Origin of the sequence: Kitasatospora sp. NPDC097691, assembly GCF_040302665.1 — a bacterium.
Classification (GTDB): Bacteria; Actinomycetota; Actinomycetes; order Streptomycetales; family Streptomycetaceae; genus Kitasatospora.
Window position 1 is genome coordinate 15,917 of record NZ_JBEORY010000068.1, and the last position, 21,098, is coordinate 37,014.

At 73.7% G+C, this 21,098-nt stretch carries 18 protein-coding genes; 13 read left to right on the top strand and 5 right to left on the bottom strand.

Features of this window, described 5'->3' with window-relative positions:
• The first annotated feature begins 122 nt into the window (after positions 1-122).
• The 3 genes from ABTY56_RS33055 to ABTY56_RS33065 all read left to right on the top strand — a co-directional run bounded on the left by ABTY56_RS33055 (position 123) and on the right by ABTY56_RS33065 (position 3,386).
• Complete coding sequence (locus ABTY56_RS33055; RefSeq protein WP_350633067.1) at positions 123-1,241, top strand: hypothetical protein; 1,119 nt, start codon at positions 123-125, stop codon at positions 1,239-1,241.
• Positions 1,242-1,384: 143 nt separating this feature from the next.
• The gene (locus tag ABTY56_RS33060) at positions 1,385-2,857 is read left to right on the top strand and encodes a pyridoxal phosphate-dependent decarboxylase family protein (protein WP_350633068.1); all 1,473 of its coding nucleotides are present in this window, start codon (positions 1,385-1,387) and stop codon (positions 2,855-2,857) included.
• A 76-nt stretch (positions 2,858-2,933) separates the two neighbouring features.
• A complete protein-coding gene (locus tag ABTY56_RS33065) occupies positions 2,934-3,386 on the top strand; it encodes a hypothetical protein (RefSeq protein WP_350633069.1) in 453 nt (150 codons plus the stop codon).
• A gap of 51 nt (positions 3,387-3,437) precedes the next feature.
• Here the strand turns inward: ABTY56_RS33065 and ABTY56_RS33070 are convergent, their stop codons facing one another.
• The gene (locus ABTY56_RS33070) at positions 3,438-3,728 is read right to left on the bottom strand and encodes a muconolactone Delta-isomerase family protein (protein ID WP_350633070.1); all 291 of its coding nucleotides are present in this window, start codon (positions 3,726-3,728) and stop codon (positions 3,438-3,440) included.
• Positions 3,729-3,958: 230 nt separating this feature from the next.
• Between ABTY56_RS33070 and ABTY56_RS33075 the strand changes: the two genes are divergently transcribed.
• Positions 3,959-4,345 carry a YybH family protein gene (locus tag ABTY56_RS33075; RefSeq protein WP_350633071.1) on the top strand — a complete coding sequence of 129 codons (387 nt, stop codon included), beginning with the start codon at positions 3,959-3,961 and terminating at the stop codon, positions 4,343-4,345.
• Between the two features lie 108 nt (positions 4,346-4,453).
• Here ABTY56_RS33075 and ABTY56_RS33080 read toward each other — a convergent pair whose 3' ends face one another.
• Together ABTY56_RS33080 and ABTY56_RS33085 are read right to left on the bottom strand one after the other, a co-directional pair.
• A complete protein-coding gene (locus ABTY56_RS33080) occupies positions 4,454-4,678 on the bottom strand; it encodes a hypothetical protein (protein WP_350633072.1) in 225 nt (74 codons plus the stop codon).
• 106 nt (positions 4,679-4,784) lie between these two features.
• A complete protein-coding gene (locus ABTY56_RS33085) occupies positions 4,785-8,744 on the bottom strand; it encodes a non-ribosomal peptide synthetase family protein (protein WP_350633073.1) in 3,960 nt (1,319 codons plus the stop codon).
• Positions 8,745-9,070: 326 nt separating this feature from the next.
• Here ABTY56_RS33085 and ABTY56_RS33090 point away from each other — a divergent pair, with 326 nt between their 5' ends.
• From ABTY56_RS33090 to ABTY56_RS33110, 5 genes are all read left to right on the top strand, one after another.
• On the top strand, positions 9,071-9,712 hold the full coding sequence (locus ABTY56_RS33090; protein WP_502893239.1) for a GNAT family N-acetyltransferase: 642 nt from the start codon (positions 9,071-9,073) through the stop codon (positions 9,710-9,712).
• A gap of 273 nt (positions 9,713-9,985) precedes the next feature.
• Positions 9,986-11,248 carry a MurT ligase domain-containing protein gene (locus tag ABTY56_RS33095; RefSeq protein WP_350633074.1) on the top strand — a complete coding sequence of 421 codons (1,263 nt, stop codon included), beginning with the start codon at positions 9,986-9,988 and terminating at the stop codon, positions 11,246-11,248.
• 46 nt (positions 11,249-11,294) lie between these two features.
• The gene (locus ABTY56_RS33100; RefSeq protein WP_350633075.1) at positions 11,295-12,023 is read left to right on the top strand and encodes a type 1 glutamine amidotransferase; all 729 of its coding nucleotides are present in this window, start codon (positions 11,295-11,297) and stop codon (positions 12,021-12,023) included.
• Between the two features lie 352 nt (positions 12,024-12,375).
• Entirely contained in the window at positions 12,376-13,401 is a 1,026-nt protein-coding gene (locus ABTY56_RS33105; RefSeq protein WP_350520156.1) for a 6-phosphofructokinase, read from the top strand.
• 168 nt (positions 13,402-13,569) lie between these two features.
• Positions 13,570-14,577, top strand: a complete 1,008-nt coding sequence (locus ABTY56_RS33110; RefSeq protein WP_350633076.1) for a 2-hydroxyacid dehydrogenase — start codon at positions 13,570-13,572, stop codon at positions 14,575-14,577.
• A 154-nt stretch (positions 14,578-14,731) separates the two neighbouring features.
• On the opposite strand, the gene ABTY56_RS33115 is transcribed toward ABTY56_RS33110, so the two are convergent.
• Positions 14,732-15,730 carry an NAD-dependent epimerase/dehydratase family protein gene (locus tag ABTY56_RS33115; protein ID WP_350633077.1) on the bottom strand — a complete coding sequence of 333 codons (999 nt, stop codon included), beginning with the start codon at positions 15,728-15,730 and terminating at the stop codon, positions 14,732-14,734.
• 241 nt (positions 15,731-15,971) lie between these two features.
• Here ABTY56_RS33115 and ABTY56_RS33120 point away from each other — a divergent pair, with 241 nt between their 5' ends.
• Positions 15,972-17,003, top strand: a complete 1,032-nt coding sequence (locus tag ABTY56_RS33120) for a cytochrome c oxidase assembly protein (RefSeq protein WP_350633094.1) — start codon at positions 15,972-15,974, stop codon at positions 17,001-17,003.
• A gap of 138 nt (positions 17,004-17,141) precedes the next feature.
• On the top strand, positions 17,142-17,732 hold the full coding sequence (locus ABTY56_RS33125) for a YdcF family protein (protein ID WP_350633078.1): 591 nt from the start codon (positions 17,142-17,144) through the stop codon (positions 17,730-17,732).
• Between the two features lie 153 nt (positions 17,733-17,885).
• Here ABTY56_RS33125 and ABTY56_RS33130 read toward each other — a convergent pair whose 3' ends face one another.
• On the bottom strand, positions 17,886-20,105 hold the full coding sequence (locus ABTY56_RS33130) for an NADP-dependent isocitrate dehydrogenase (protein ID WP_350633079.1): 2,220 nt from the start codon (positions 20,103-20,105) through the stop codon (positions 17,886-17,888).
• Positions 20,106-20,453: 348 nt separating this feature from the next.
• Between ABTY56_RS33130 and ABTY56_RS33135 the strand changes: the two genes are divergently transcribed.
• Both ABTY56_RS33135 and ABTY56_RS33140 read left to right on the top strand, forming a co-directional pair.
• Positions 20,454-20,759 (top strand): SAV_915 family protein, encoded by a 306-nt coding sequence (locus ABTY56_RS33135; RefSeq protein WP_350633080.1) that lies wholly within the window; start codon positions 20,454-20,456, stop codon positions 20,757-20,759.
• Positions 20,756-21,082: a hypothetical protein gene (locus ABTY56_RS33140; RefSeq protein WP_350633081.1), complete on the top strand. Its 327-nt coding sequence runs from the start codon at positions 20,756-20,758 to the stop codon at positions 21,080-21,082. The genes ABTY56_RS33135 and ABTY56_RS33140 overlap by 4 nt, the downstream gene beginning before the upstream one ends.
• Positions 21,083-21,098 lie beyond the last annotated feature (16 nt).

Consider the following 21,098-nt stretch of genomic DNA (forward strand, 5'->3'; position numbering starts at 1 on the left):
CGTCGCACGGTGCGGTAGCGTCGCCGACACCTCCCGAATGGCGGGCGAAATCATGGATTCCCGCCCCCGTGCCGTCAGGATGGGAGCGAACCGTTCACCTCGATCCGCCGGGGGATCCCGTCATGCAGCCGCGAGTCTTCGCGATTCTCACCGCCCTGCTCCTGGGCGTCCTGGGCCTCGGGTCGGTGGCCGTCACCGACTGGTCGCCCGCGGCGGCCACCGCGACCCCGGCCGCCACGGCCGCCGGGGCGCCGTCCGGCGCCGCCCAGCCGGCCTCGGCGGGCGCGGCGAGCGCCACCCCGACCGGCGACCCGGCGGTGTGGACCCGCTCGACGCTGCGCAACAAGCTGATGGCCGAGATGGACGCCACCGACCCCGGTGTCGCCCTCGCCGACCTCGACAAGATCACCAAGGAGAAGCCGTACACCGTGCGCTTCTGCCACCCGATCGCGCACGAGCTCGGCCACGCGGCGGTCAAGCGGTTCAACGCCGACTTCCAGAAGGTCATCTCCTTCCCGCACGAGACCTGCGCGGCCGGCTACCTGCACGGCGCCGTCGAGGAGATGCTCAACGCCTCCACCCAGCCCGAGGTGGACCTGCTCAAGCTCTGCCAGCCCAAGAACAGCGGCCCCTGCATCCACGGCGTCGGCCACGGCACGATGTTCGTCGCCAAGCAGGACGTCGCCAAGGCCCGCGACCTGTGCAACAAGTTCCCGACCGACCAGAACCGGATCCGCTGCTCCGAGGGCCTGTTCATGCAGCTCTTCGGCCCGGACGAGGAGGACGAGCAGGCCAAGGCCAACCTGCCCGCCGACAAGCTCGCCCAGGACCCGCTCTACCCGTGCAAGGACCAGCCGGCCCTGTTCCAGTCGGCCTGCTTCTTCTACGCCCCGACCTTCTACCTCTCCTCGCACGACTACCCGAACCACCCCGAGGTCTACGCCGACGCCCTCAAGTGGTGCCTCAACGGCAAGGCCAGCGGCGGGTCGGTGGACTGCAGCCGCGGGGTCGGCTCGCGGACCATGAAGTACAACCTGGACCGCGAGGACTGGGCCGCCCAGCAGTGCGCCACCGCCGCCGACGGCTGGCAGCGCAAGGCCTGCGCCGAGGGCCTGGTCAGCTACTACACGGTCAACTACACGGACGCCGGGGCGGCCGGCCGGCTCTGCGCCAAGATCACCGACAAGGAGATGCAGGGGTACTGCCGCTCCGCGGGCGGCCTGTCCGGCTCGCTGGACTGACCGGACCGACCCCCGACGATCTCAGCATGAGGGCCCGCGCCGCACGGCGCGGGCCCTTTCCGTAGGATCACGGACCATCGCCTGATCAGGGTGCGCCGAGGACGCCGCGCCTCCCCTCCCCCGGCCTCCCTGGAGTGTCCCCCATGGCCACCGACGACTTCCGCGCCACCGCCCGCCCCACGCGCGACTCCGACCCCACCGACGACTTCCGCGCCGCCGCCCACGCCACCGCCGACCTGGTCTCCGACTACCTCGCCGAACTGCCCGACCGCCCGGTGTGGCAGCCCATGGACGAGACCGCGCGCAGGGCCCTGCTCGACGCCCCGCTGCCCGCCGACGGCCGCCCGCTCGCCGAGCTCCTCGACGCCGTCGGGCGCGACGTGATGCCGTACCCGATGGGCAACGGCAACCCGCGCTTCTTCGGCTGGGTCAACTCCGCCCCCGCGCCCGCCGGGGTGCTCGCCACCCTCGCCGCCTCCGCGATGAACCCCAGCTCGGCCGGCGGCGACCACGCCGACGTCCACCTGGAACGCGCCGTGGTCCGCTGGATCGCCGAGCTCGTCGGCTTCCCCCACCCGGCAGGCGGCGGGCTGCTCACCTCCGGCACCTCGATGGCGACCATCGTCTGCCTCGCCGCCGCCCGCAACCGCGCCGCCCGCCTGGCCGGCCGGGACGTCCGCGAGGACGGCCTGGCGGGCCTGCCCCCGCTGGTCGGCTACGTCACCGGCGAGACCCACTCCTGCGTCCGCAAGGCCGCCGAACTCCTCGGCCTCGGCAGCAGGCACCTGCGCACCGTCGCCACCGGCCCCGACGGCCGCCTGGACACCGCCGAGCTGCGCGCCGCCGTCGAGCGCGACCGGGCGGCCGGCCTGCTGCCGTTCCTCGTCGTCGCCTCCGCCGGCACCGTCGGCACCGGCGCGGTCGACGCGTTCGGCCCGATCGCCGACCTGTGCGAGGAACAGCGGCTGTGGCTGCACGTGGACGGCGCGTACGGTGCCTTCGGCCGGCTCGACCCCGCCATCGCCCACCGCTACGACGGCCTGGAGCGCGCCGACTCGCTCGCCCTCGACCCGCACAAGTGGCTCGGCGTCCCGGTCGACTGCGGCTGCGCCCTGGTCCGCGACACCGGGGAACTGCGCGGCACCTTCAGCCTCGTCCCGTCCTACCTGCGCGACGAGGCGGCCGGCTCACTCGGCTGGTTCTCCGAGTACGGCACCGAGCAGACCCGCCCGTTCCGCGCCCTCAAGGTGTGGGCCACCATCGCCCACCGGGGCCGCGCCGGTCTCGCCCGGGACATCGCCCGGTGCACCGCGCTGGCCCGACGCCTGGGCGAACTCGTCCGGGCCGACGAGGAGTTGGAGCTGCTCGCCGAGGTCCAGACCTCCATCGTGGCGTTCCGCCACCGCGCGACCGGCCTGGCCCCCGCCGCCCGTGACGCCCTCAACCGCGACCTGCCCGTCGCCGTCCAGCAGCGCGGCCGGGTCTTCGTCACCGGCGCCCGCCTCGGCACGGACGAGATGCTCCGCGCCTGCCTCCTCAACGCCACGACGACGGAGGAGGACCTGCACCTCCTGCTCGCCGAGGTCAAGGCCGCCGCCCGCGACCTGCTCCCGTAACAGCCCCGCGCGGACCGTAACCGCCTGGTCACGGCGGACGCGCGGCCGGGAAACACCGGTCGGGCACGGTGGTGGCATGGAGCATTCGAAGCCCTCCCCCCGCCGTGCCACCGGTGCTCTCCGCAGCCGCCGCACCCACCACTGGCGCCGTGACACCGTCGAACTCGCCGCCGTCTTCCTGTCCGTCACGGCGGCCGACCTCATCGCCAAGGTCGTCGTCCACGGCCCGGACGGCCCGGTCGTGGTGGCCGCCTCCGCGCTCGCCCTGCTCGCCACCGCCCTGCTCCACACCTGGTGGTCACCGCACGCCCCGCCACCGGCCACGCTCTGGCGGGTGCGCACCACGGCCCTCGCCCACACGCCCACGGCGCTCGCCGACCACCGGATCACCCTGCTCTCCGTCCACCCCCACCCCACCACCGACGAGCTCTACCTCCGCACCGAGCCCTCGGTCACCCCGGCCGTCCTGACGGCGCTGCTGACGACCACCGGCCACACCGTCCAGGACGTGCCGACCCGCATCGCCTGAGCCCACCCGCGCCGCCCCGGGCGCCGGCCCGACCGGGCGTCAGGCCGGGCGTCAGGCCGGGCCGGGGTCGTTGGGGTGCGGTTCGAGCGGGGTCACCACGGCGGTCATCCACGGCCACAGCGGGAGGCTGCCCAGCACCTCCGCCCGCAGCTCCGCCTCGTCGGCCGCCCGCCAGACACCGATGCTGCGCCGCTCGCCGACCGGACGCCACAGCCGCGCCAGCCGACCGGTGGCGGCCAGCTCGCGGGCCCGGACGGCCTCGGCGGCCCGCCGCCGGGAGACCTCCTCCTCGGCGGTGCCCTCGGGAATGGCGGTGGTGATCTCGACCAGGAACTCCTGCACGGTCCTGCTCCCTCCTCGCCCCGTCCCCCGCCCCCTCATCGTCGGCCCCGCACCCGCGCGACGCCACGACGGGTCGGCTGCCGGTGGGCCGGTCGGACGAATCCGGAGCCGACCCGGGCCGCCCCACGCCCGCCGTGGAGCGAACCGCTCAGCGACGGCGGGATCCTCCCCTTGGGCGGCCGGACGAGCACCGGGCGCGACACACACCGCACACCCCGGGAGCATCCGCCATGCACCGCACCACCGAGTCCGACGAGACGATCCTGCGCGGCGTCCTCGACGGCTGGAAGGCCGCCGTCGACCGGCACCAGCCCGACCGGGTCGCCGCCTTCTTCACCGAGGACGCGATCTTCCAGGGCCTGCACCCCTACAGCGTCGGACGCCCCGGCATCGCCGCCTACTACGACGCGCAGCCCCTCGGCATGACCGCCGACTACCGCGTCCTGGAGACCAGGCGCCCGGTCGACGACCTCGTCCTGGGCTACCTGGGCGTCGACTTCTCCTTCACCGACCGGCCCACCGTCGCCGTCAAGCTCGGCGTCCTGCTGCGCCGCACCGACGAGCAGGGCTGGGCCATCGCCCACTACCAGGTCTCCCGGCTGGACGGCACGCCCTGACAGCCCCGGGCCGGAGGCGCGTCCCGGTTCGGCACGGCGCCGGATACCACGTCAGCGCACGGACGCTCCTTTCCGGGAGAGTCCGTGCGCTGACGGATCGTGAGCCGCTCAGCCCTTGGCGGCCGGCTGCACGACGCACAGGGCGTTGCCGAGCATGGAGCCGAAGCCGCCGAGCAGGGTGCCGGTGACGGCCTTGCAGGCGGCGGCCTCCTGCGGGGTCTTGGGGCCGTTGTGGCTGTTGTCGGCCGCCGCGGCCGACTGCGCGAAGGCGAGCGGTACGGCCAGGAGCAGGGCGGCGCAGGCCGTGGCCGGCGCGAAGGTCTTGGAGAACACGAGGAGCCCCTTCGGGTCGAGGTGGGATCGGCGGAAAGCCGAGCCATCCCTATCCGAAGGGGCTCCCCCGCCCGCGGATCCTGGGCCATCCGTGAGCGTGTCCACCTCAGCGGGTGTCGCCCGTCCGCTCCAGTGCCCGGATCGCGGCGACGAGTTCGGCCACGCCGTGCTCCTTCAGCACCCCGTAGTGGTCCCCGGCCAGGTCGACCACGGCGGGCGGGGCGGCGGAGTAGCCGCTGCTGCCCTCGATGAAGGAGTAGTCGTCGCCGGCGGCCTTGAAGACGGTCACCGGGGCGTCCAGCCGCCGCTCGGCCAGCTCGCGGAAGCTGTACTCGAACTCGTAGGTCTCACCGACGATTCCGGTGATCCGGCGGATCAGCTCCTCGTCCAGTTCCGGCAGCATCCGGTGCACGGAGGCGACGAAGCTGTCCTCGTCCGCCGTCTCGGTCAGGCAGCGTGCCAGCTCGGGACCGCTGATCCGGCCGGTGAACACCCCGAACAGGATGGTCACGTACGCGGGGTTGGCGTACGAGGCCTCGCGGCCCCACCGGTTGCCGTCGTCCTGGCGCACCTCCGGGTTGCCAGGGCAGATCAGCAGCAGGTTCTCCACCCGCTGTCCGGCCTGTTCCAGCTGCCAGGCGGCCTCGAAGGCGACCCGCGCGCCGAAGGAGAAGCCCCACAGCGTGTAGGGGCCTTCGGGCTGCACCCGGCGCAGTTCGGCGACGTCGGCGGCGGCCATCTCCCGGATGGTGGGGTACGGCCTCTCGCCCTCGTTGATGCCGTGCGCCTGGATGCCGTAGAAGGCGCGGCCGTCGCCCGCCTCCCGGCCGAGCAGGCGCAGGTTCATCGGGTAGCCGCCCAGTCCGGGCCAGCAGAACACCGGCCGGCCGGACTCGCCCGGGTGCAGCGGGATCAGCCGGGAGCTCGCGCCCTCGGCGGCCGCGCCGCCGCCGGCCGTCCCGCGGGCCCGCTCGATCCGCGCGGCCAGGTCGCCCAGCCGGGGGCACTCGAACAGCACCTGCAGCGGCAGTGCGACGCCGAACTCGCGGTTGATCCGGTTGACCAGGGCCACGGCGATCAGCGAGTTGCCGCCGACGGCGAAGAACTCGTCCGCCACCGAGACGTCCTCGTACTTCAGCGCCTGTCCCCAGGCCTCGGCCAGCCACCGCTCGTGCTCGGTGCTCGGGGCGACGTACTCGCTGCGGACGTCGGCCGTGCGGACAGCGTCGGAGGCGGCGAGCGCCTTGAGGTCGACCTTGCCGTTCGCGGTGAGCGGCAGGGCGTCCACGATCAGCACCCGGTTGGGCAGCATGTAGTCGGGCAGCAGGTTGGCCAGTTCGTCCTTGATGATCTCGGCCGGGCCCTTCATGTGGACGGCGTCCTCCTGCATGCCCTCGCTGCGGATCTGCTCCTCGCTCACCTTGCCGCCGAGGAAGAAGTACGACGCTCCGCCGGCGATGCCGCGGCCGGCCAGGATCTCGTCGATGCGGCGGGCGGCGGGCAGCGGGTGACCGGACTTGGAGCTGTAGCCGGAGGACATGAAGCCCAGGCCCCGGCCGTTGCGCTGCAGGTGGTGCAGCTTGGTGCCGAGCGCGACGTACTCCAGCCACTCCTCGTCGGCGCGGCTGACGGCGGTGATGCCGAACGCGGCGCGGGCGTAGACGGACTGGTTGATCGCGATCACGTGCCGGGACTCCACCACCGCGTCCGAGACCGGTGCCAACTCGCCGTCGGCGTACCGGTAGAGGCCGCCCGGCAGGCCGTCCACCCGGCCCTCGTGGACCTGGAGGTACAGCTCGGTGCACTCGGCGCGGGCCGTGCCGTCGTTGCGCGCGACCGCGAAGCTGCCCAGGTAGTGGTCCTCCTCGGCGACGTCCAGCCGTTCCCTGACCTCCGGGTCGAGGCCGAGCGGGCGCACGTCCAGCCCGTACTCGGGCAGCACCTCCTCGAAGACGCCGAGCATGTGGCCGGTCTCGAACTCCAGCACCTCGCGGATGTTGTTCTTGTACACCGGCTCGATGGCGCCGTGCTTCCCGGAGAAGTGCAGCGTCAGGTACGCCTCCTCGCGGGCCTCGGCGGGGCCGATCCGGACCAGGGCGTGCTCGACCGGGTGGTAGTAGTACAGCCCGGCCGCGAGCCCGTCCAGGCCGCCGGTCTCAAGGTACAGCTGGGTGGCGTAGAGCGCGCCCGGCGAGGCGTACGCGTACTTGGGCAGCAGCCGCTCCTCGCTGTGGAACTGGCCGAACCACCGCAGGACGCGGCCGAGTTCGGGGAAGCTCAGCAGCTCCAGGTCCCGGCCGAAGGCGTCGGCCGGGCGCGGGGCGAGCAGCGCGGTGAGGTCCTCCCGGGTGACCGGACCGCCGTCGTAGAAGCGGTAGGTCTTGCGGGCGAAGGTCTCCCGGCGCTGGGTCTCGCTCTCCCTCCGCCCGTGCAGCTCGACCCGCTCGCGGCCGGCGAGCCGCTCCGGATCACGGACGCCCGGGTCGGAGAGCTGTGCCTTGACCTGCAGCTTGCTGGCCTTGGACTGGTGGTGGCCGCCGTGGTTGCCCTGGTCCATCAGGGCGGCCTCGCGCGGGTTGAGTTCGACGCAGGCGACCAGGTTCCGGTGGCCGGTGCGGTCGTCGCCGGTGACGATCGCGGCCGAGCGGCGCACCCAGGTGTGCTCCTCGATCGCGCGGGCGATCTCGTCCAGCTCGACCCGGTAGCCGCGCAGCTTGACCTGGTTGTCGACCCGGCCGGCGAACTGGATGGTGCCGTCCCGGTTCCACTGCGCGAGGTCGCCGGTGCGGTACAGCCGCTCACCGTGGGCGAACGGGGAGGGGACGAACCGCTCCTCGGTCAGCTCCGGCCGGTGCAGGTAGCCGCGGGCCAGCTGCACGCCGCCGATGTAGAGCTCGCCGACGCCGTCGGCGTCGACCGGCACCAGCTGCTCGTCCAGGATGTAGCACTGGGTGTTGTCGACCGGCCGGCCGATCGGCACCGAACCGGCGCCGTCGCCCAGCTCGGCCGGGTCGACCACGTGGGCGGTGGCGTTGATGGTGCACTCGGTCGGACCGTACAGGTTGACCAGCGCCGCCCCGGGCAGGGCCCGGCCCAGGTTGCGGGCGAGCCGCCGGGACAGCGCCTCGCCGCCGGAGAACAGCCGGGCCAGGCTGGTGCAGTCGGTGAAGCCCTCGGTGTCCAGCAGCGCCTGGAGCAGGGTGGGCACGCACTGCAGCGCGGTGACGCCGTGTCGCCGTACGGTGGCGACCAGCGCCTCCGGGTCGCGGTAGAGGCCGGGCGTGCCGGCCACCACGCGGGCGCCGACGGCCGGGGCGAGGATCTCCCACTGGGCGGCGTCGAAGCTCATCGGGGTCTTCTGCAGCACGGTGACCCCGGGGTCGAGGTGCCCGGCGTCGCGCATCCAGCGCAGCTGGGAGACCACCGCGCGGTGCTCGATCATCACGCCCTTGGGGCGGCCGGTGGAGCCGGAGGTGTAGATGACGTAGGCCAGCGACTCCGGCCGGGCGACGGGCTCGGCGACGGCCTCGGCGACGGGCTCGTCGACGCCGGTGTCCTCGGCCACGGCGTCCCCGGCCGCGGCGTCCCCGGCCACCGCACGGTCCGCCGGGGCGCCCTCGACGGTGACGATCGCGGTCCCGGCCGGGGCGAGCGCGGCCAGCCGCTCGCGCAGGTGCTCCTGGGTGAGCACGATCCGGGTGCCGCTGTCCTCGATCATGTAGCGGAGCCGGTCCTCGGGGTACTCGGGCGATAGCGGCAGGTAGCCGGCCCCGGCGTACAGGACGCCCCAGGCCCCGGCGACCAGCTCCACCGACGGCTCGACGTACAGGCCGACGCAGGTGTCGGCGCCGGCGCCGAGGCGGCGCAGCTCGGCGGCCAGCCGGCGGGCGGTCCCGGACAGCTCCGGGAAGGTGAGACCGCGGCCCTCGCCGATCACGGCCGTGGTGTCCGGCCGGATGCGCGCCTGCCGGTCGAGCAGAGCGGTGAGCGCGGTGCCGACCGGGGCGCGACGGGCGTGCGGGACGGCGGAGGCGGCGGTGGTGGAGGCGGAGGGAGTGTGGCGCATGGGAGGTGCCTTCGGTACTCGGTGGGAAGGGATCCCGGCGGCCTGCTCTCCAGGGGCGCCGGGCACGGATCCACCGTCGGCCGCCCGCTGTCCCGCCCGCCTGAGTCAGCGGTCTGGACCTGTTCCGGCTCGGTCCCGGCCCGGGCCCGGCCGGTCCCGGGCGCTTCCCGGGCACGTCCCGGCCGCGTCCCGGGCATTCGGGCGTTCACGATCACGTAACCGAACGGAAGCGAAGCGTAGGTAGCGTCGGCCCCATGACGGCATCGCGCACTCGACCCGAACGGCTCTGGCACCGACCTTTCCGCAGGTCGGACCGCAGGTGCGCGGTGCCCGACGGCCAGGCCGGCCGCCCGCCCGCGCTCACCGACGGCCCGTTCCGGGTCGCCCGGCAGCACCCGCACCAGCCGTCGCGCCCGCAGCCGCACACCCAGCACGGCCCGACCGGCCCGGCCCCGGAAGCCCCGTCCCGGCTGTCCCTGCCGGACGGGACCGAGCTGCAGCTGCGCCCCGCCGACCCGGCCGACAAGGCCGCCGCCCTGGCGATGCACGGCCGCTGCTCCCCCGCCGCGCTGCGGCTGCGCTACCACGGCCCGGTCCGCGACGCCGACCGCTACCTCGACCACCTGCTGGACCCCCGGCACGGCCACAGCCTCGCGGTGGCCGCCCCGGACGGGCGGATCCTCGCCCTCGGCCACCTGATGTGGGACGACGACGAGGCGGAGCTGGCCGTCCTGGTCGAGGACGCCTGGCAGCGCCGCGGGCTGGGCGTGGCGCTGCTGCGGCGGCTGTCGGCGACGGCCCGGGCGGCCGGGATCGCGACGGCGTACGCGGTGACCCACGCCGCCAACACCGGCCTGATCGCCGCGATGCGCCGGCTGGAGGCGCCGCTGGACGTTCGCGCCGAGGACGGCACCCTGGTGATCACCGCCACCCTGGGTGCCGGGGATCCGGCCGCTTGCACCCCCTGACCGGGCCTCCGATCATTTCTTCACCAGATCCTTACCGAAGCGTCCCGGGAACCCGGATGAGCCGGTGGGCGTCTTGAAGCGGCAGAGACTCCGTCCGTACACGGCTCTCCTTGACGGGCCGTCAGCAGCCCCGGTCGGCGCGTCGCAGCAGGCGGTGCAGGGTCCGGATCGTCCGGTCGGGCGACGGAGTCGGTAGGCTGACCCCCGTCCCCGCCGCCCGACGGCCTGTTGTCCGGTCCAGGGCGGTGCCGCAGCAAGGAGGAACCACTGAGCATGGCAGGCACCGAATCGGAGCCCACAGGCGCACGCGACGCCTCGCTGCCGGCCCGCGCCAAGATCGCGGTCACGGCCGGCCGGGTCGCCGCCGCCGTGTCGCGCAAGGCCGGACGCGGGAGCGGCTCGGTGATCGGCGGCAAGGTCGCCCTCAAGCTCGACCCCGACCTGCTCGCCACCCTCGCCGACCACCTCGACGTCGTCCTGGTCAGCGCGACCAACGGCAAGACCACCACCACCCGCCTGATCGCCGAGGCGCTGCGCGCCGCCGGCCCGGTGGTCTCCAACGCCCTCGGCGCCAACATGCCGGCCGGCATCACCTCCGCCCTCGCGGGCGGCACGGAGGCCCGCTTCGGCGTGATCGAGGTCGACGAGAAGTACCTCGCGACGGTCGCCCGCGACACCCGCCCCAAGGCGATCGCCCTGCTCAACCTCTCCCGCGACCAGCTCGACCGCGCCGCCGAGACCCGGATGATGGCCGAGAAGTGGCGCGAGGGCCTGCAGGACACCGAGGCCGTGGTCATCGCCAACGCCGACGACCCGCTGGTCACCTGGGCCGCCTCGTCCTGCAAGAAGGTGGTCTGGGTGGCCGCCGGGCAGGCCTGGAAGGAGGACGCCTGGTCCTGCCCCGCCTGCGGCGGTGTGATGCAGCGCCCCGGCGAGGACTGGTTCTGCCAGGAGTGCGGCTTCCGTCGCCCCAACCCGCACTGGGCGCTCCAGGGCACCCACGTGATCGACCCTCAGCGCGGCGCCTGGCCGATCCAGCTGCAGCTGCCCGGCCGGGCCAACCTGGCCAACGCCACCAGCTCGGCCGCCGTCGCCGCCGTGTTCGGCGTCTCCCCGCAGGTCGCCCTGGAGCGGATGCGCTCGGTGACCGCCGTGGCCGGCCGCTACGACGTGGTCCAGTACCAGGGCCGGGACATCCGGCTGCTGCTGGCCAAGAACCCGGCCGGCTGGCTGGAGACCTTCTCGCTGATCGACGGCCCGCCGGCCCCGGTGATCCTCTCCGTCAACGCCCTCGACGCCGACGGCACCGACACCTCCTGGCTGTGGGACGTCGACTACGAGCGCCTCGCGGGGCACCCCGTCTTCGTGATGGGCCAGCGCAAGCTGGACCTGGCCGTCCGCCTGGAGGTGGCCGGGCTGCAGTTCCACGTGGTGGACACCCTGGAGCAGGCCGTCCGGATGGCGCCGCCCGGCCGGATCGAGGCCATCGCCAACTACACCGCCTTCCAGCAGCTGCGGAAGGTCGTGGCCGGCTGATGCCGCGCCCGCACACCAGTCTTTACGTGACGGAAGGCCTTCGAGGATGAGTGAGAGCAGCCTGCGCGTGGTCTGGGTCTACCCGGACCTGCTCAGCACCTACGGCGACCGCGGCAACGCCCTGGTCGTGGAGCGCCGGGCCCGCCAGCGCCACCTCAACGTGACCCGGATCGACGTCCGCTCCGACCAGGCGATCCCCACCAGCGGGGACATCTACCTGATCGGCGGCGGCGAGGACCGCCCGCAGCGACTGGCCGCCGAGCGGCTGCGCGCCGACAGCGGCCTGGTGCGGGCCGCCGAGAACGGCGCGATCATCTTCGGCGTCTGCGCCGGTTTCCAGATCATGGGCCACGAGTTCATCAACGACCTCGGCGAGCGGGAGCCGGGCCTGGGCCTGCTCGACGTCTGGACCCAGCGCGGCGAGGGCGCCCGCTGCGTCGGCGACGTGCTCGCCGACGTCGACCCCCGACTCGGCCTGCCGCAGCTGACCGGCTTCGAGAACCACCAGGGCGTCACCCACCTCGGCCAGGGCGTCCAGCCCTTCGCCAACGTCTCCGTCGGCCGGGGCAACGGCACCGGTGACGGCACCGAGGGCGCCTGGCGGGACACCGTCTTCGGCACCTACCTGCACGGCCCGGTGCTGGCGCGCAACCCCGCCGTGGCCGACATGCTGATCAAGCTGGCGCTGGACGTCAACGCCCTGCCGCCGGCCGACACCACCTGGTACGACGCGTTGCGCGCCGAGCGCATCGCCGCGGCCACGCGCCCCGCGTAGTACGCCGGTACGCCCCGGCCGGGTGCCCGCGATGCGGTCACCCGGCCCGCGGGCGGCCCCGGACGTACGACAATGGGGCTGCCTACTGCACACCCTCCTCGGCAGCAGGCTGCACTTCCGCGCGGGGGCGCCGACGGCGCCGCTCCCGCGTCGGCTCCTGCCCGGCCGGACCAGGGGCCGTATGCTCGACATCACGGTCGGTTTTCGGATGTTCTGTCCGGATCGACCGGTCCTTCACCCCACGGCCACTCCCCGCCCCCTGCGGCGCGGGAGCGCCCCGTCACGGTGACGGCTCGTCGTCCCAGCCTGTAGTCCGGCCGTACCTCGGTTCTGCTCGGGAGTTGCAAAGCTAATGCGTATCGGAGTGCTGACCAGCGGCGGTGACTGCCCCGGCCTGAACGCGGTGATCCGTTCCGTGGTGCACCGGGGGGTGGTCGACCACGGCGACGAGATCATCGGGTTCGAGGACGGCTGGCGCGGATTCCTGGAGGGCCACCACCGCCCCCTGACCCTGGACTCGGTGAGCGGCATCCTGGCCCAGGGCGGCACCATCCTCGGTTCCTCCCGGGTCCAGCCCAGCCACCTGCGGGACGGCGTCGAGCGTGCCAAGAAGTACTGCTCGGACCTCGGCCTGGACGCGGTCATCCCGATCGGCGGCGAGGGCACCCTGAAGGCCGCCAAGCTGATGAGCGACGCGGGCCTGCCGATCGTCGGCGTGCCGAAGACCATCGACAACGACATCGCCGCCACCGACGTCACCTTCGGCTTCGACACCGCCGTCTCGGTCGCCACCGAGGCGCTGGACCGGCTGAAGACCACCGCCGAGTCCCACCAGCGGGTCATGGTCGTCGAGGTCATGGGCCGGCACACCGGCTGGATCGCGCTCAACGCGGGCATGGCGGCCGGTGCGCACGCCATCGTCGTCCCGGAGCGCGCGTTCCACATCGAGAAGCTCACCGCCGTCGTCCGCGAGCGCTTCGACCGCCAGAAGAAGTTCGCCATCGTGGTCTGCGCCGAGGGCGCCAAGCCCGAGCCCGGCACCATGCACTGGGAGGAGGGCAGCAAGGACATCTACGGCCACGAGCGCTTCACCGGCATCGCCACCCAGCTGTCCCGCGAGCTGGAGCACCGCCTCGGCAAGGAGGCCCGCCCGGTCATCCTCGGCCACACCCAGCGCGGCGGCACCCCGACCGCCTACGACCGGGTGCTCGCCACCCGCTTCGGCTGGCACGCCGTCGAGGCCGTCCACAAGGGCGCGTTCGGGCACATCACCGCGCTGCAGGGCACCAACATCAACCTGGTGCCGCTCGCCGAGGCCGTCGCCGAGCTGAAGACCGTCCCGCAGGAGCGCTACCTGGAGGCCGAGACGGTCATCTGACCGCCCGCCCCCGCACAGGCCCCCGGACCCGCCGTACGGTCCGGGGGCCTTCGCGTATCCCGGGGCCTTCGCGCATCCGGCGGGCGTCCGCGCGCCCCGGCCGCTAGCGTGGCCGCAGACCCGGCCCGGCCGCAGACCGGGCACGGGAGCCGACCGGAGGGACCGCGCATGGACATCCTCGCGTACGGGGTGCAGGCCGACGAACGGCCGCTGCTGGAAAGGGCCTTCGCGGGCCGACACGAACTGCGCTGCCTGGACGTGTTCCTGAACCGGGACACCGCGCCGCTGGCCGCCGCATACCCGGTCGTCAGCAGCAGCGTCAACGCCGTCCTGGACGCCGAGACGCTCGCGGCGCTGGCCGACGGCGGCACCAAGCTGATCGCCCAGCGCTCCACCGGCTTCAACAACATCGACCTGGACGCCGCCGCCGAACTCGGCCTCACCGTCGCCCGGGTGTCCCACTACAGCCCGTACTCCGTCGCCGAACACGCCTGGGCCCTCGCCCTGGCCGTCAACCGCCGCCTCACCCGTGCCGCCGGCCGCACCCGCGAGTTCGACTTCCGCCTCGACGGCCTGCTCGGCCGGGACGTCCACGGGATGACCGTCGGCGTCATCGGCACCGGCAAGATCGGCGCGTGCTTCGCCCGGATCGCCGCCGGCTTCGGCACCGAGCTGCTCGGCTGGGACATTGCCGAGAACCCGGCCTGCCGCGAACTCGGCATGACGTACACCGAACTGCCCGAACTCCTCACCCGCGCCGACCTGGTGAGCCTGCACGTGCCCCTGGTCCCGGCCACCCACCACCTGATCGACGCGGCGGCGCTGGCCCGGATGAAGGACGACGCGATCCTCGTCAACTCCAGCCGCGGCGGCCTCGTCGACAGCGCCGCCCTCGTCGAGACGCTGCGCGCCGGACGCCTCTCCGGCGTCGGCCTGGACGTGTACGAGGAGGAGACCGGCGTCTTCTTCACCGACCGCTCCGTCCACGGCATCACCGACGACGTCCTCGCCCGGCTGGTCACCTTCCCGCAGGTGCTGGTGACCAGCCACCAGGCCTACTTCACCCGCACCGCCGTCGGCCAGATCATCGACGCCACCGCCCGCAACGTCGACGACTTCGCCGCCGGGCGGCGCAGCGAGAACACCCTGGTCCCGGCTGAACGACGCACCGCCTGACGGGCGGTCGGACGCCGGTGCGCGGGCGGAGGCGGTCCGACGGAGGCGCCGGCAGGCGGAGACGGCTGCACGGAGCGCCCGCGCGCACGGGTTCATCCTGGGCAACGCCGTCGAGGGGCCGACGTCACCGCCTCACCGCTTCACCGCCTCGCCGTCACCGCTTCGAGGCGACGGCCGGCCCGAGCGCCGAGCGGTACCACGCCGCGGCCTCGGGGAGGCGGGCGAGCGGGCCGGGGCCGGGTGGGCAGGCGGCCAGCTGCCAGATCTCCTCGCTGCGGTACCAGTGGTCGCGGGCGATCAGGGCGAACTGGCGCTCGGAGACCCGGCCGGGCGCGGCGGCCAGCAGGCGGCGGCACTCGTCCCACGGGACGTCCGGCACGTCCGGGCCGTCCAGGTCGGGCAGCAGGCCGAGGGCGGCCAGGGCGGCGAGCAGGTCGCCGGCGCGGACCGGGCCGGGGTGCGAGGCGTGGTGGACGCCGGGCGGGGCGGTGTGGTCGTCCAGGGCGAGCGCGGTGATCAGCCGGGCCAGGTCGGTGCGGTCCACGACCGAGAGCCGGGCCTCGCCGCCGTCCCAGCGGACCGGCACCCGGCGGACCAGCTCGGCCAAGGCGGGCACCACCCAGCGGTCGCCCGTCCCGGTGACCAGCCCGGGGCGCAGCACGTGCGCGCCGGCGTCCAGGGCGTGGCGCTCGCCGAGCAGCCGGGTGCGGCTGGCCTCGGACAGCGGGGCGGGCGTCACCTCGTCCACCGCGATGCCCGCGTGCGGGCCCTCGCCGTACACCGCCGCCGTGGAGAGGTGGACGATCCGGCGCACCCCGGCGCCGGTGGCGGCCGCCATCACGGCGGCCGTGCCGCGGACGTTCGCCGCCTCGCACTCCTCGGTGCCGCCGGAGACCAGGGAGGCCAGGTGCACCAGCACGTCGGCGCCCTCGCAGAGCTCCGCGAGCCCCGCCCCGTCGGCGAGGTCGCCCGGCACCCAGGTGGTGCCCGGGTCGGTGGCCTCCGGCACCCGGCGGGCCAGTGCGCGCACCCGTACGCCGCGCGCCGTGAGGGCCGCCAGGACCCCGGAGCCGATGAAGCCGGTCGCCCCGGTCAGCGCGACCGTGGTCGCCCCGGCAGCGCCCCGTTCCGTCGCCGTACGCGGTTCCGTCACCGTACGCGGTTCCGTCGCACGTGGTTGTGTCGCCATGTCTGGACCCCTCCCTGCCGACCGGCCGATCAGTCTAGCCAGCCGGCCGCCGGGTGCGGCGAGCCACCCGTACGGAGGGGGCGGGGAACGGCCCGAGGTAAGGCCCACCTAGGCTGTATGCCAAGCAAAACGGGCGAACCGGACCCGCACCAGGGACCACCGTGACGGAAAGCAGGACCCGCCGATGGGCGACGGAATGTCAGGAATGCACCACCACGGCGGGATGACCCAGCTAGGACCGTTCACCTTCTCGAACGTGTGGACCTGGTCCCCGGACTGGGTGTTCCTGTTCGCCGGCCTGGTCGTCCTGGGGCTCTACGCGGCGGGCGTGGTCCGGCTGTACCGGCGCGGCGACCGCTGGCCGGTCGGCCGGATGGTCGGCTGGGCGGCCGGCGTCGCCACCATGCTGTTCGTGACCTGCAGCGGGCTGAACGACTACGGCATGGTGCTGTTCAGCGCGCACATGATCCAGCACATGGTGCTCTCCATGCTGACGCCCATCCTGCTGCTGCTGGGCGCCCCGATCACCCTGGCGCTGCGCGCCCTGCGCCCGGCCGGCAAGGGCCGCCCGCGCGGTCCGCGCGAGCTGCTGGTGGCGCTGTTGCACAGCCGGTACGTCCGGATCATCTCGCACCCGGCGTTCACCATCCCGATGTTCATCGCGAGCCTGTACGGGGTCTACTTCACCCCGGCGTTCGACTTCCTGATGCAGTACCGCCTCGGGCACATCTTCATGATGGTGCACTTCCTGTTCACCGGTCTGGCCTTCTTCTGGCCGATCATGGGCGTGGACCCGGGGCCGCACCGGCCCGGCCACGTGATGCGGATCATCGAGCTGTTCATGGGGATGCCGTTCCACGCCTTCTTCGGCGTGGCGGTGATGATGGCCGCCCACCCGCTGGTCACCACCTTCACCGTGGAGGGAGCCCCGCCCGGGACGAACCTGCTGGAGGACCAGAAGCTCGCGGGCGGCATCACCTGGGCCTTCGGCGAGATCCCGACCGCGATCGTGCTGATCGCCCTGGTGTACCAGTGGATGGGCTCCGAACAGCGGCGGGCCCGCCGCACCGACCGTTCCGAGGAGCGCTCGGGAGACGCCGAGCTGGAGGCGTACAACGCCTACCTGGCGTCGCTGCACCGGAACGACCGGCGCCCCGGGGCGGGCGCCGCTCAGCCCGCCCCGGCCGCCCCGGCCGCTCCCGCCGCTCCCGCCGCTCCCGCCGCCGAGGCGGGCTGAGCCCGGCGCCGCCCCGCTCCGGAGCCCCTGGTCCCGAGAACCCCCGTTCCACCTCCGGAACGGGGGTTCCGCCGTTTCCGGGCGGTGCCCGCGTCGTCGTGCCGGAACGGTGGTTCCGCCGTACGCGTTCGAACGGATATGCACGTCCTGCTGATCGTCGCCGTCCTGCTCTGCGGGTACGTCCTGCTCTGGCTGCTCGGCTTCCTCGGCTTCTCACTGCTGTACCGGCGACGTCGGCCCGCACCGGTCGGCTCCGACTACCTGGTCGTCCTGGGCGCCGCGCTGGACGGCTGCGAGCCCGGCCGGGCGCTGGCGGGCCGGCTGGACGCCGCGCTGGACCGGCTCGCCGCCGAGGAGGCGGCCGGGTACGCCCCGCTGGTCGTGGTGACCGGCGGCAAGGGCCCGCACGAGCAGTGCACCGAGGCCGCCGCGATGGCCCGCTACCTGGTCGCCCGGGGCGTCCCGGCCGAGCGGATCCGGCGCGAGGAGCGGGCCGCGAACACCGCCGAGAACCTCCGCTTCAGCGCCGCCCTGATGGCCGCCGAACGGCCCGGCTACCGGTGCACGGTGATCACCAGCGGATTCCACACCGTCCGCTCCGCACTCGCCGCCCGCCGGGCCGGCGCCCCCGCCGAGGTCCTGGGGGCGGACGGACCGCTGGCGCACGGCCCGTACCTGCTCCTCCGGGAGGCCGTCGGCACCGCGCTGGCCGTGCTCGGCCGGGTCTGAGCCGGTCTCCGCACCGACCGACGCTCCGACCGGCGAGCCGGCAGGCGGACCGGCCGACGGACCGGGGAAACGCGGGGAGGCCCCCGGGTCCGCTGTCACGGACCCGGGGGCCTCCCGGTGGTGCGGCTCGGCTCGGGCTCGGCCCGGCCGGGTTCAGCCGAGGTTGGCGAGTGCCTCGTTGAAGGTCTTCGAGGGGCGCATCACGGCCGCGGCCTTGGCCGGGTCCGGCTGGTAGTAGCCGCCGAGGTCGACCGCCGAACCCTGCACGGCGATCAGCTCCTCCACGATGGCCTGCTCCTGCTCGGTGAGCGTCTTGGCCAGGCCCGCGAAGGCCTCGGCCAGCTCGGCGTCGGCGGTCTGCTTGGCCAGCTCCTGGGCCCAGTAGGTGGCCAGGTAGAAGTGGCTGCCGCGGTTGTCGATGCCACCGAGGCGGCGGCTCGGCGACTTGTCCTCGTTGAGGAAGGTGCCGGTGGCGCGGTCCAGGGTGTCGGCCAGCACCTGGGCGCGGGCGTTGCCGGTGGTGGTGGCCAGGTGCTCGAAGCTGGCGGCCAGCGCGAAGAACTCGCCCAGGCTGTCCCAGCGCAGGTAGTTCTCCTTGACCAGCTGCTGGACGTGCTTCGGGGCGGAGCCGCCGGCGCCGGTCTCGAACAGGCCGCCGCCCGCCATCAGCGGGACGACCGACAGCATCTTGGCGCTGGTGCCCAGCTCCAGGATCGGGAACAGGTCGGTCAGGTAGTCACGCAGCACGTTGCCGGTCACCGAGATGGTGTTCTCGCCGCGGCGGATGCGCTCCAGCGAGAACTTGGTGGCCTCGACCGGGGACTTGATCTCGATCTGCAGGCCGGTGGTGTCGTGCTCCGGCAGGTAGGTCTTGATCTTCTCGATCAGCACCGCGTCGTGGGCGCGGGTCTCGTCCAGCCAGAACACCGCCGGGTCGCCGGTGGCGCGGGCGCGGGTGACGGCCAGCTTGACCCAGTCCTGGATCGGCAGGTCCTTGGTCTGGCAGGCGCGGAAGATGTCGCCCGGCTGGACGGCCTGCTCCAGCACCACGTTGCCCTCGGCGTCGACCAGGCGGACGGTGCCGGCGGCCTCGATCTCGAAGGTCTTGTCGTGGGAGCCGTACTCCTCGGCCTTCTGCGCCATCAGGCCGACGTTCGGCACCGAGCCGATGGTGGCCGGGTCGAGGGCGCCGTTGGCGCGGCAGTCGTCGATGACGGCCTGGTAGACGCCGGAGTAGCTGCTGTCGGGCAGCACGGCGAGGGTGTCGGCCTCCTGGCCGTCCGGGCCCCACATGTGGCCGGAGGTGCGGATCATGGCCGGCATCGAGGCGTCGACGATGACGTCGCTCGGCACGTGCAGGTTGGTGATGCCCTTGTCGGAGTCGACCATGGCCAGGGCCGGGCCCTCGGCCAGCTCGGCCTCGAAGGAGGCCTTGATCTCGGCGCCGTTCGGCAGCGCGTCCAGGCCGGCCAGGATGCCGCCGAGGCCGTTGTTCGGGTTCAGACCGGCGGCGGTCAGCGCCGCGCCGTGGGCGGCGAAGGTCTTCGGGAAGAAGGCGCGCACGACGTGGCCGAAGACGATCGGGTCGGAGACCTTCATCATGGTGGCCTTGAGGTGCACCGAGAACAGCACGCCCTCGGCCTTGGCCCGGGCGACCTGGGCGGCCAGGAAGGTGTTCAGGGCGGCGGCGCGCATCACGGAGGCGTCGACGACCTCGCCGGCCAGCACCGGCACCTTCTCGCGCAGCACGGTGGTGGTGCCGTCCTCGCCGACCAGCTCGATGCGCAGGGCGCCGGCGGCCTCGATCACGGCGGACTTCTCGGTGGACCGGAAGTCGTTCTCGCCCATGGTGGCGACGTTGGTCTTGGACCCGGCGGTCCAGGCACCCATGCGGTGCGGGTGGGTCTTGGCGTAGTTCTTGACCGACTGCGGGGCGCGGCGGTCCGAGTTGCCCTCGCGCAGGACCGGGTTGACGGCGCTGCCCTTGACCTTGTCGTAACGGGCGCGGACGTCCTTGTCCTCGTCGGTCTGCGGGTCGTCCGGGTAGTCCGGCAGGGCGTAGCCCTGGGCCTGCAGCTCGGCGACGGCGGCCTTCAGCTGCGGCACGGAGGCCGAGATGTTCGGCAGCTTGATGATGTTGGCGCTCGGGGTCTTGGCCAGCTCACCCAGCTCGGCCAGGGCGTCGCCGATCCGCTGCGCCTCGGTCAGACGCTCCGGGAAGCTCGCGATGATCCGCCCGGCCAGGGAGATGTCGCGGGTCTCCACCCGTACGCCCGCGGTCGAGGCGTACGCCTGGACCACCGGCAGGAACGAGTAGGTCGCCAGGGCCGGAGCCTCGTCGGTGTGCGTATAGATGATGGTCGAGTCAGTCATCGGTACTCCGCTTCACGTCTCCAACGTCTTGACGTCAAGATATCTCGTCACGGGCCCCTCGCTCCACCTCCCCCCGCCCCGGAGCGCGCGCCGGTCTCCCCCGGGGCGCTCCCCCGACCGTGACGAGCGACACGATCCACGGTGGTCCGAGCCGGGACGCGGGGCAAACGGAGCGGCCTCGACCGGTGGTGCGGTCCACCCGGGTGAGTCGAACGTCAGGAGTGCGTCAACGCACCACCCCATTCGGTCAACGCTGCGTCAGGACCGGGGACACCCGGGGCGAGCCGACCTAGCGTCGAGGAAGCAGTTCCGGCAGCCACCACCCCATTCGGGAGCAGGAGCATTCGCATGGCCCGCGTCGTCTGGCACGTACCGGTCACCACCTCCGGCACCGGCAGCACCACCGCACTCCGCCTCTTCCGCCTGCGCGACGGCCGCCGCTGCGCGGTCGGATTCTCCAGCCCCGAGGCCCTCGCCGCCCTCCTCGGGGCGGAGCAGGCCTACACCGAGCTCGGCGAGCCCGCCCTGCGGGACCTCACCGCCCCGCTCGGCGTGGACACCCTGGTGCTGGACCCGAGGCTGGTCGCCCCGCCCGTCACCGCCCCCGCCACTCCGGCCGCCCCGGCCCCGACCGCACTGCTCCAGCGCCGGTGACGGCCCCGCTCCGGCTCGTCCCGGACGGGCCGGCCCCCGAGGCACACCTGCGGCCGGCCCGCACCCTGCACGCGATCGCCCGGGTGAGCCACGGCCCGGTCCCGCTCGACTTCGACCGGCTCGCAGCCGAGTTCCCGGCCGTCCGGAGCGGCCTCGCCCTGGCCGGCGAGGCCGACCTGGAGCTCCGGCTCGCCTGCACCGGCCCGGAGGAGTTACGGACGATCGCCGCGGCCCTGCACCGCGCGGGCGCCGCCAAGGTCCACGTCGACCTGGTCCTGCGCACCCTCACCCCGGCCCCGGTCACCCTACGGCCGGTCCCGTGAGGGCGCCCCTCCCCCG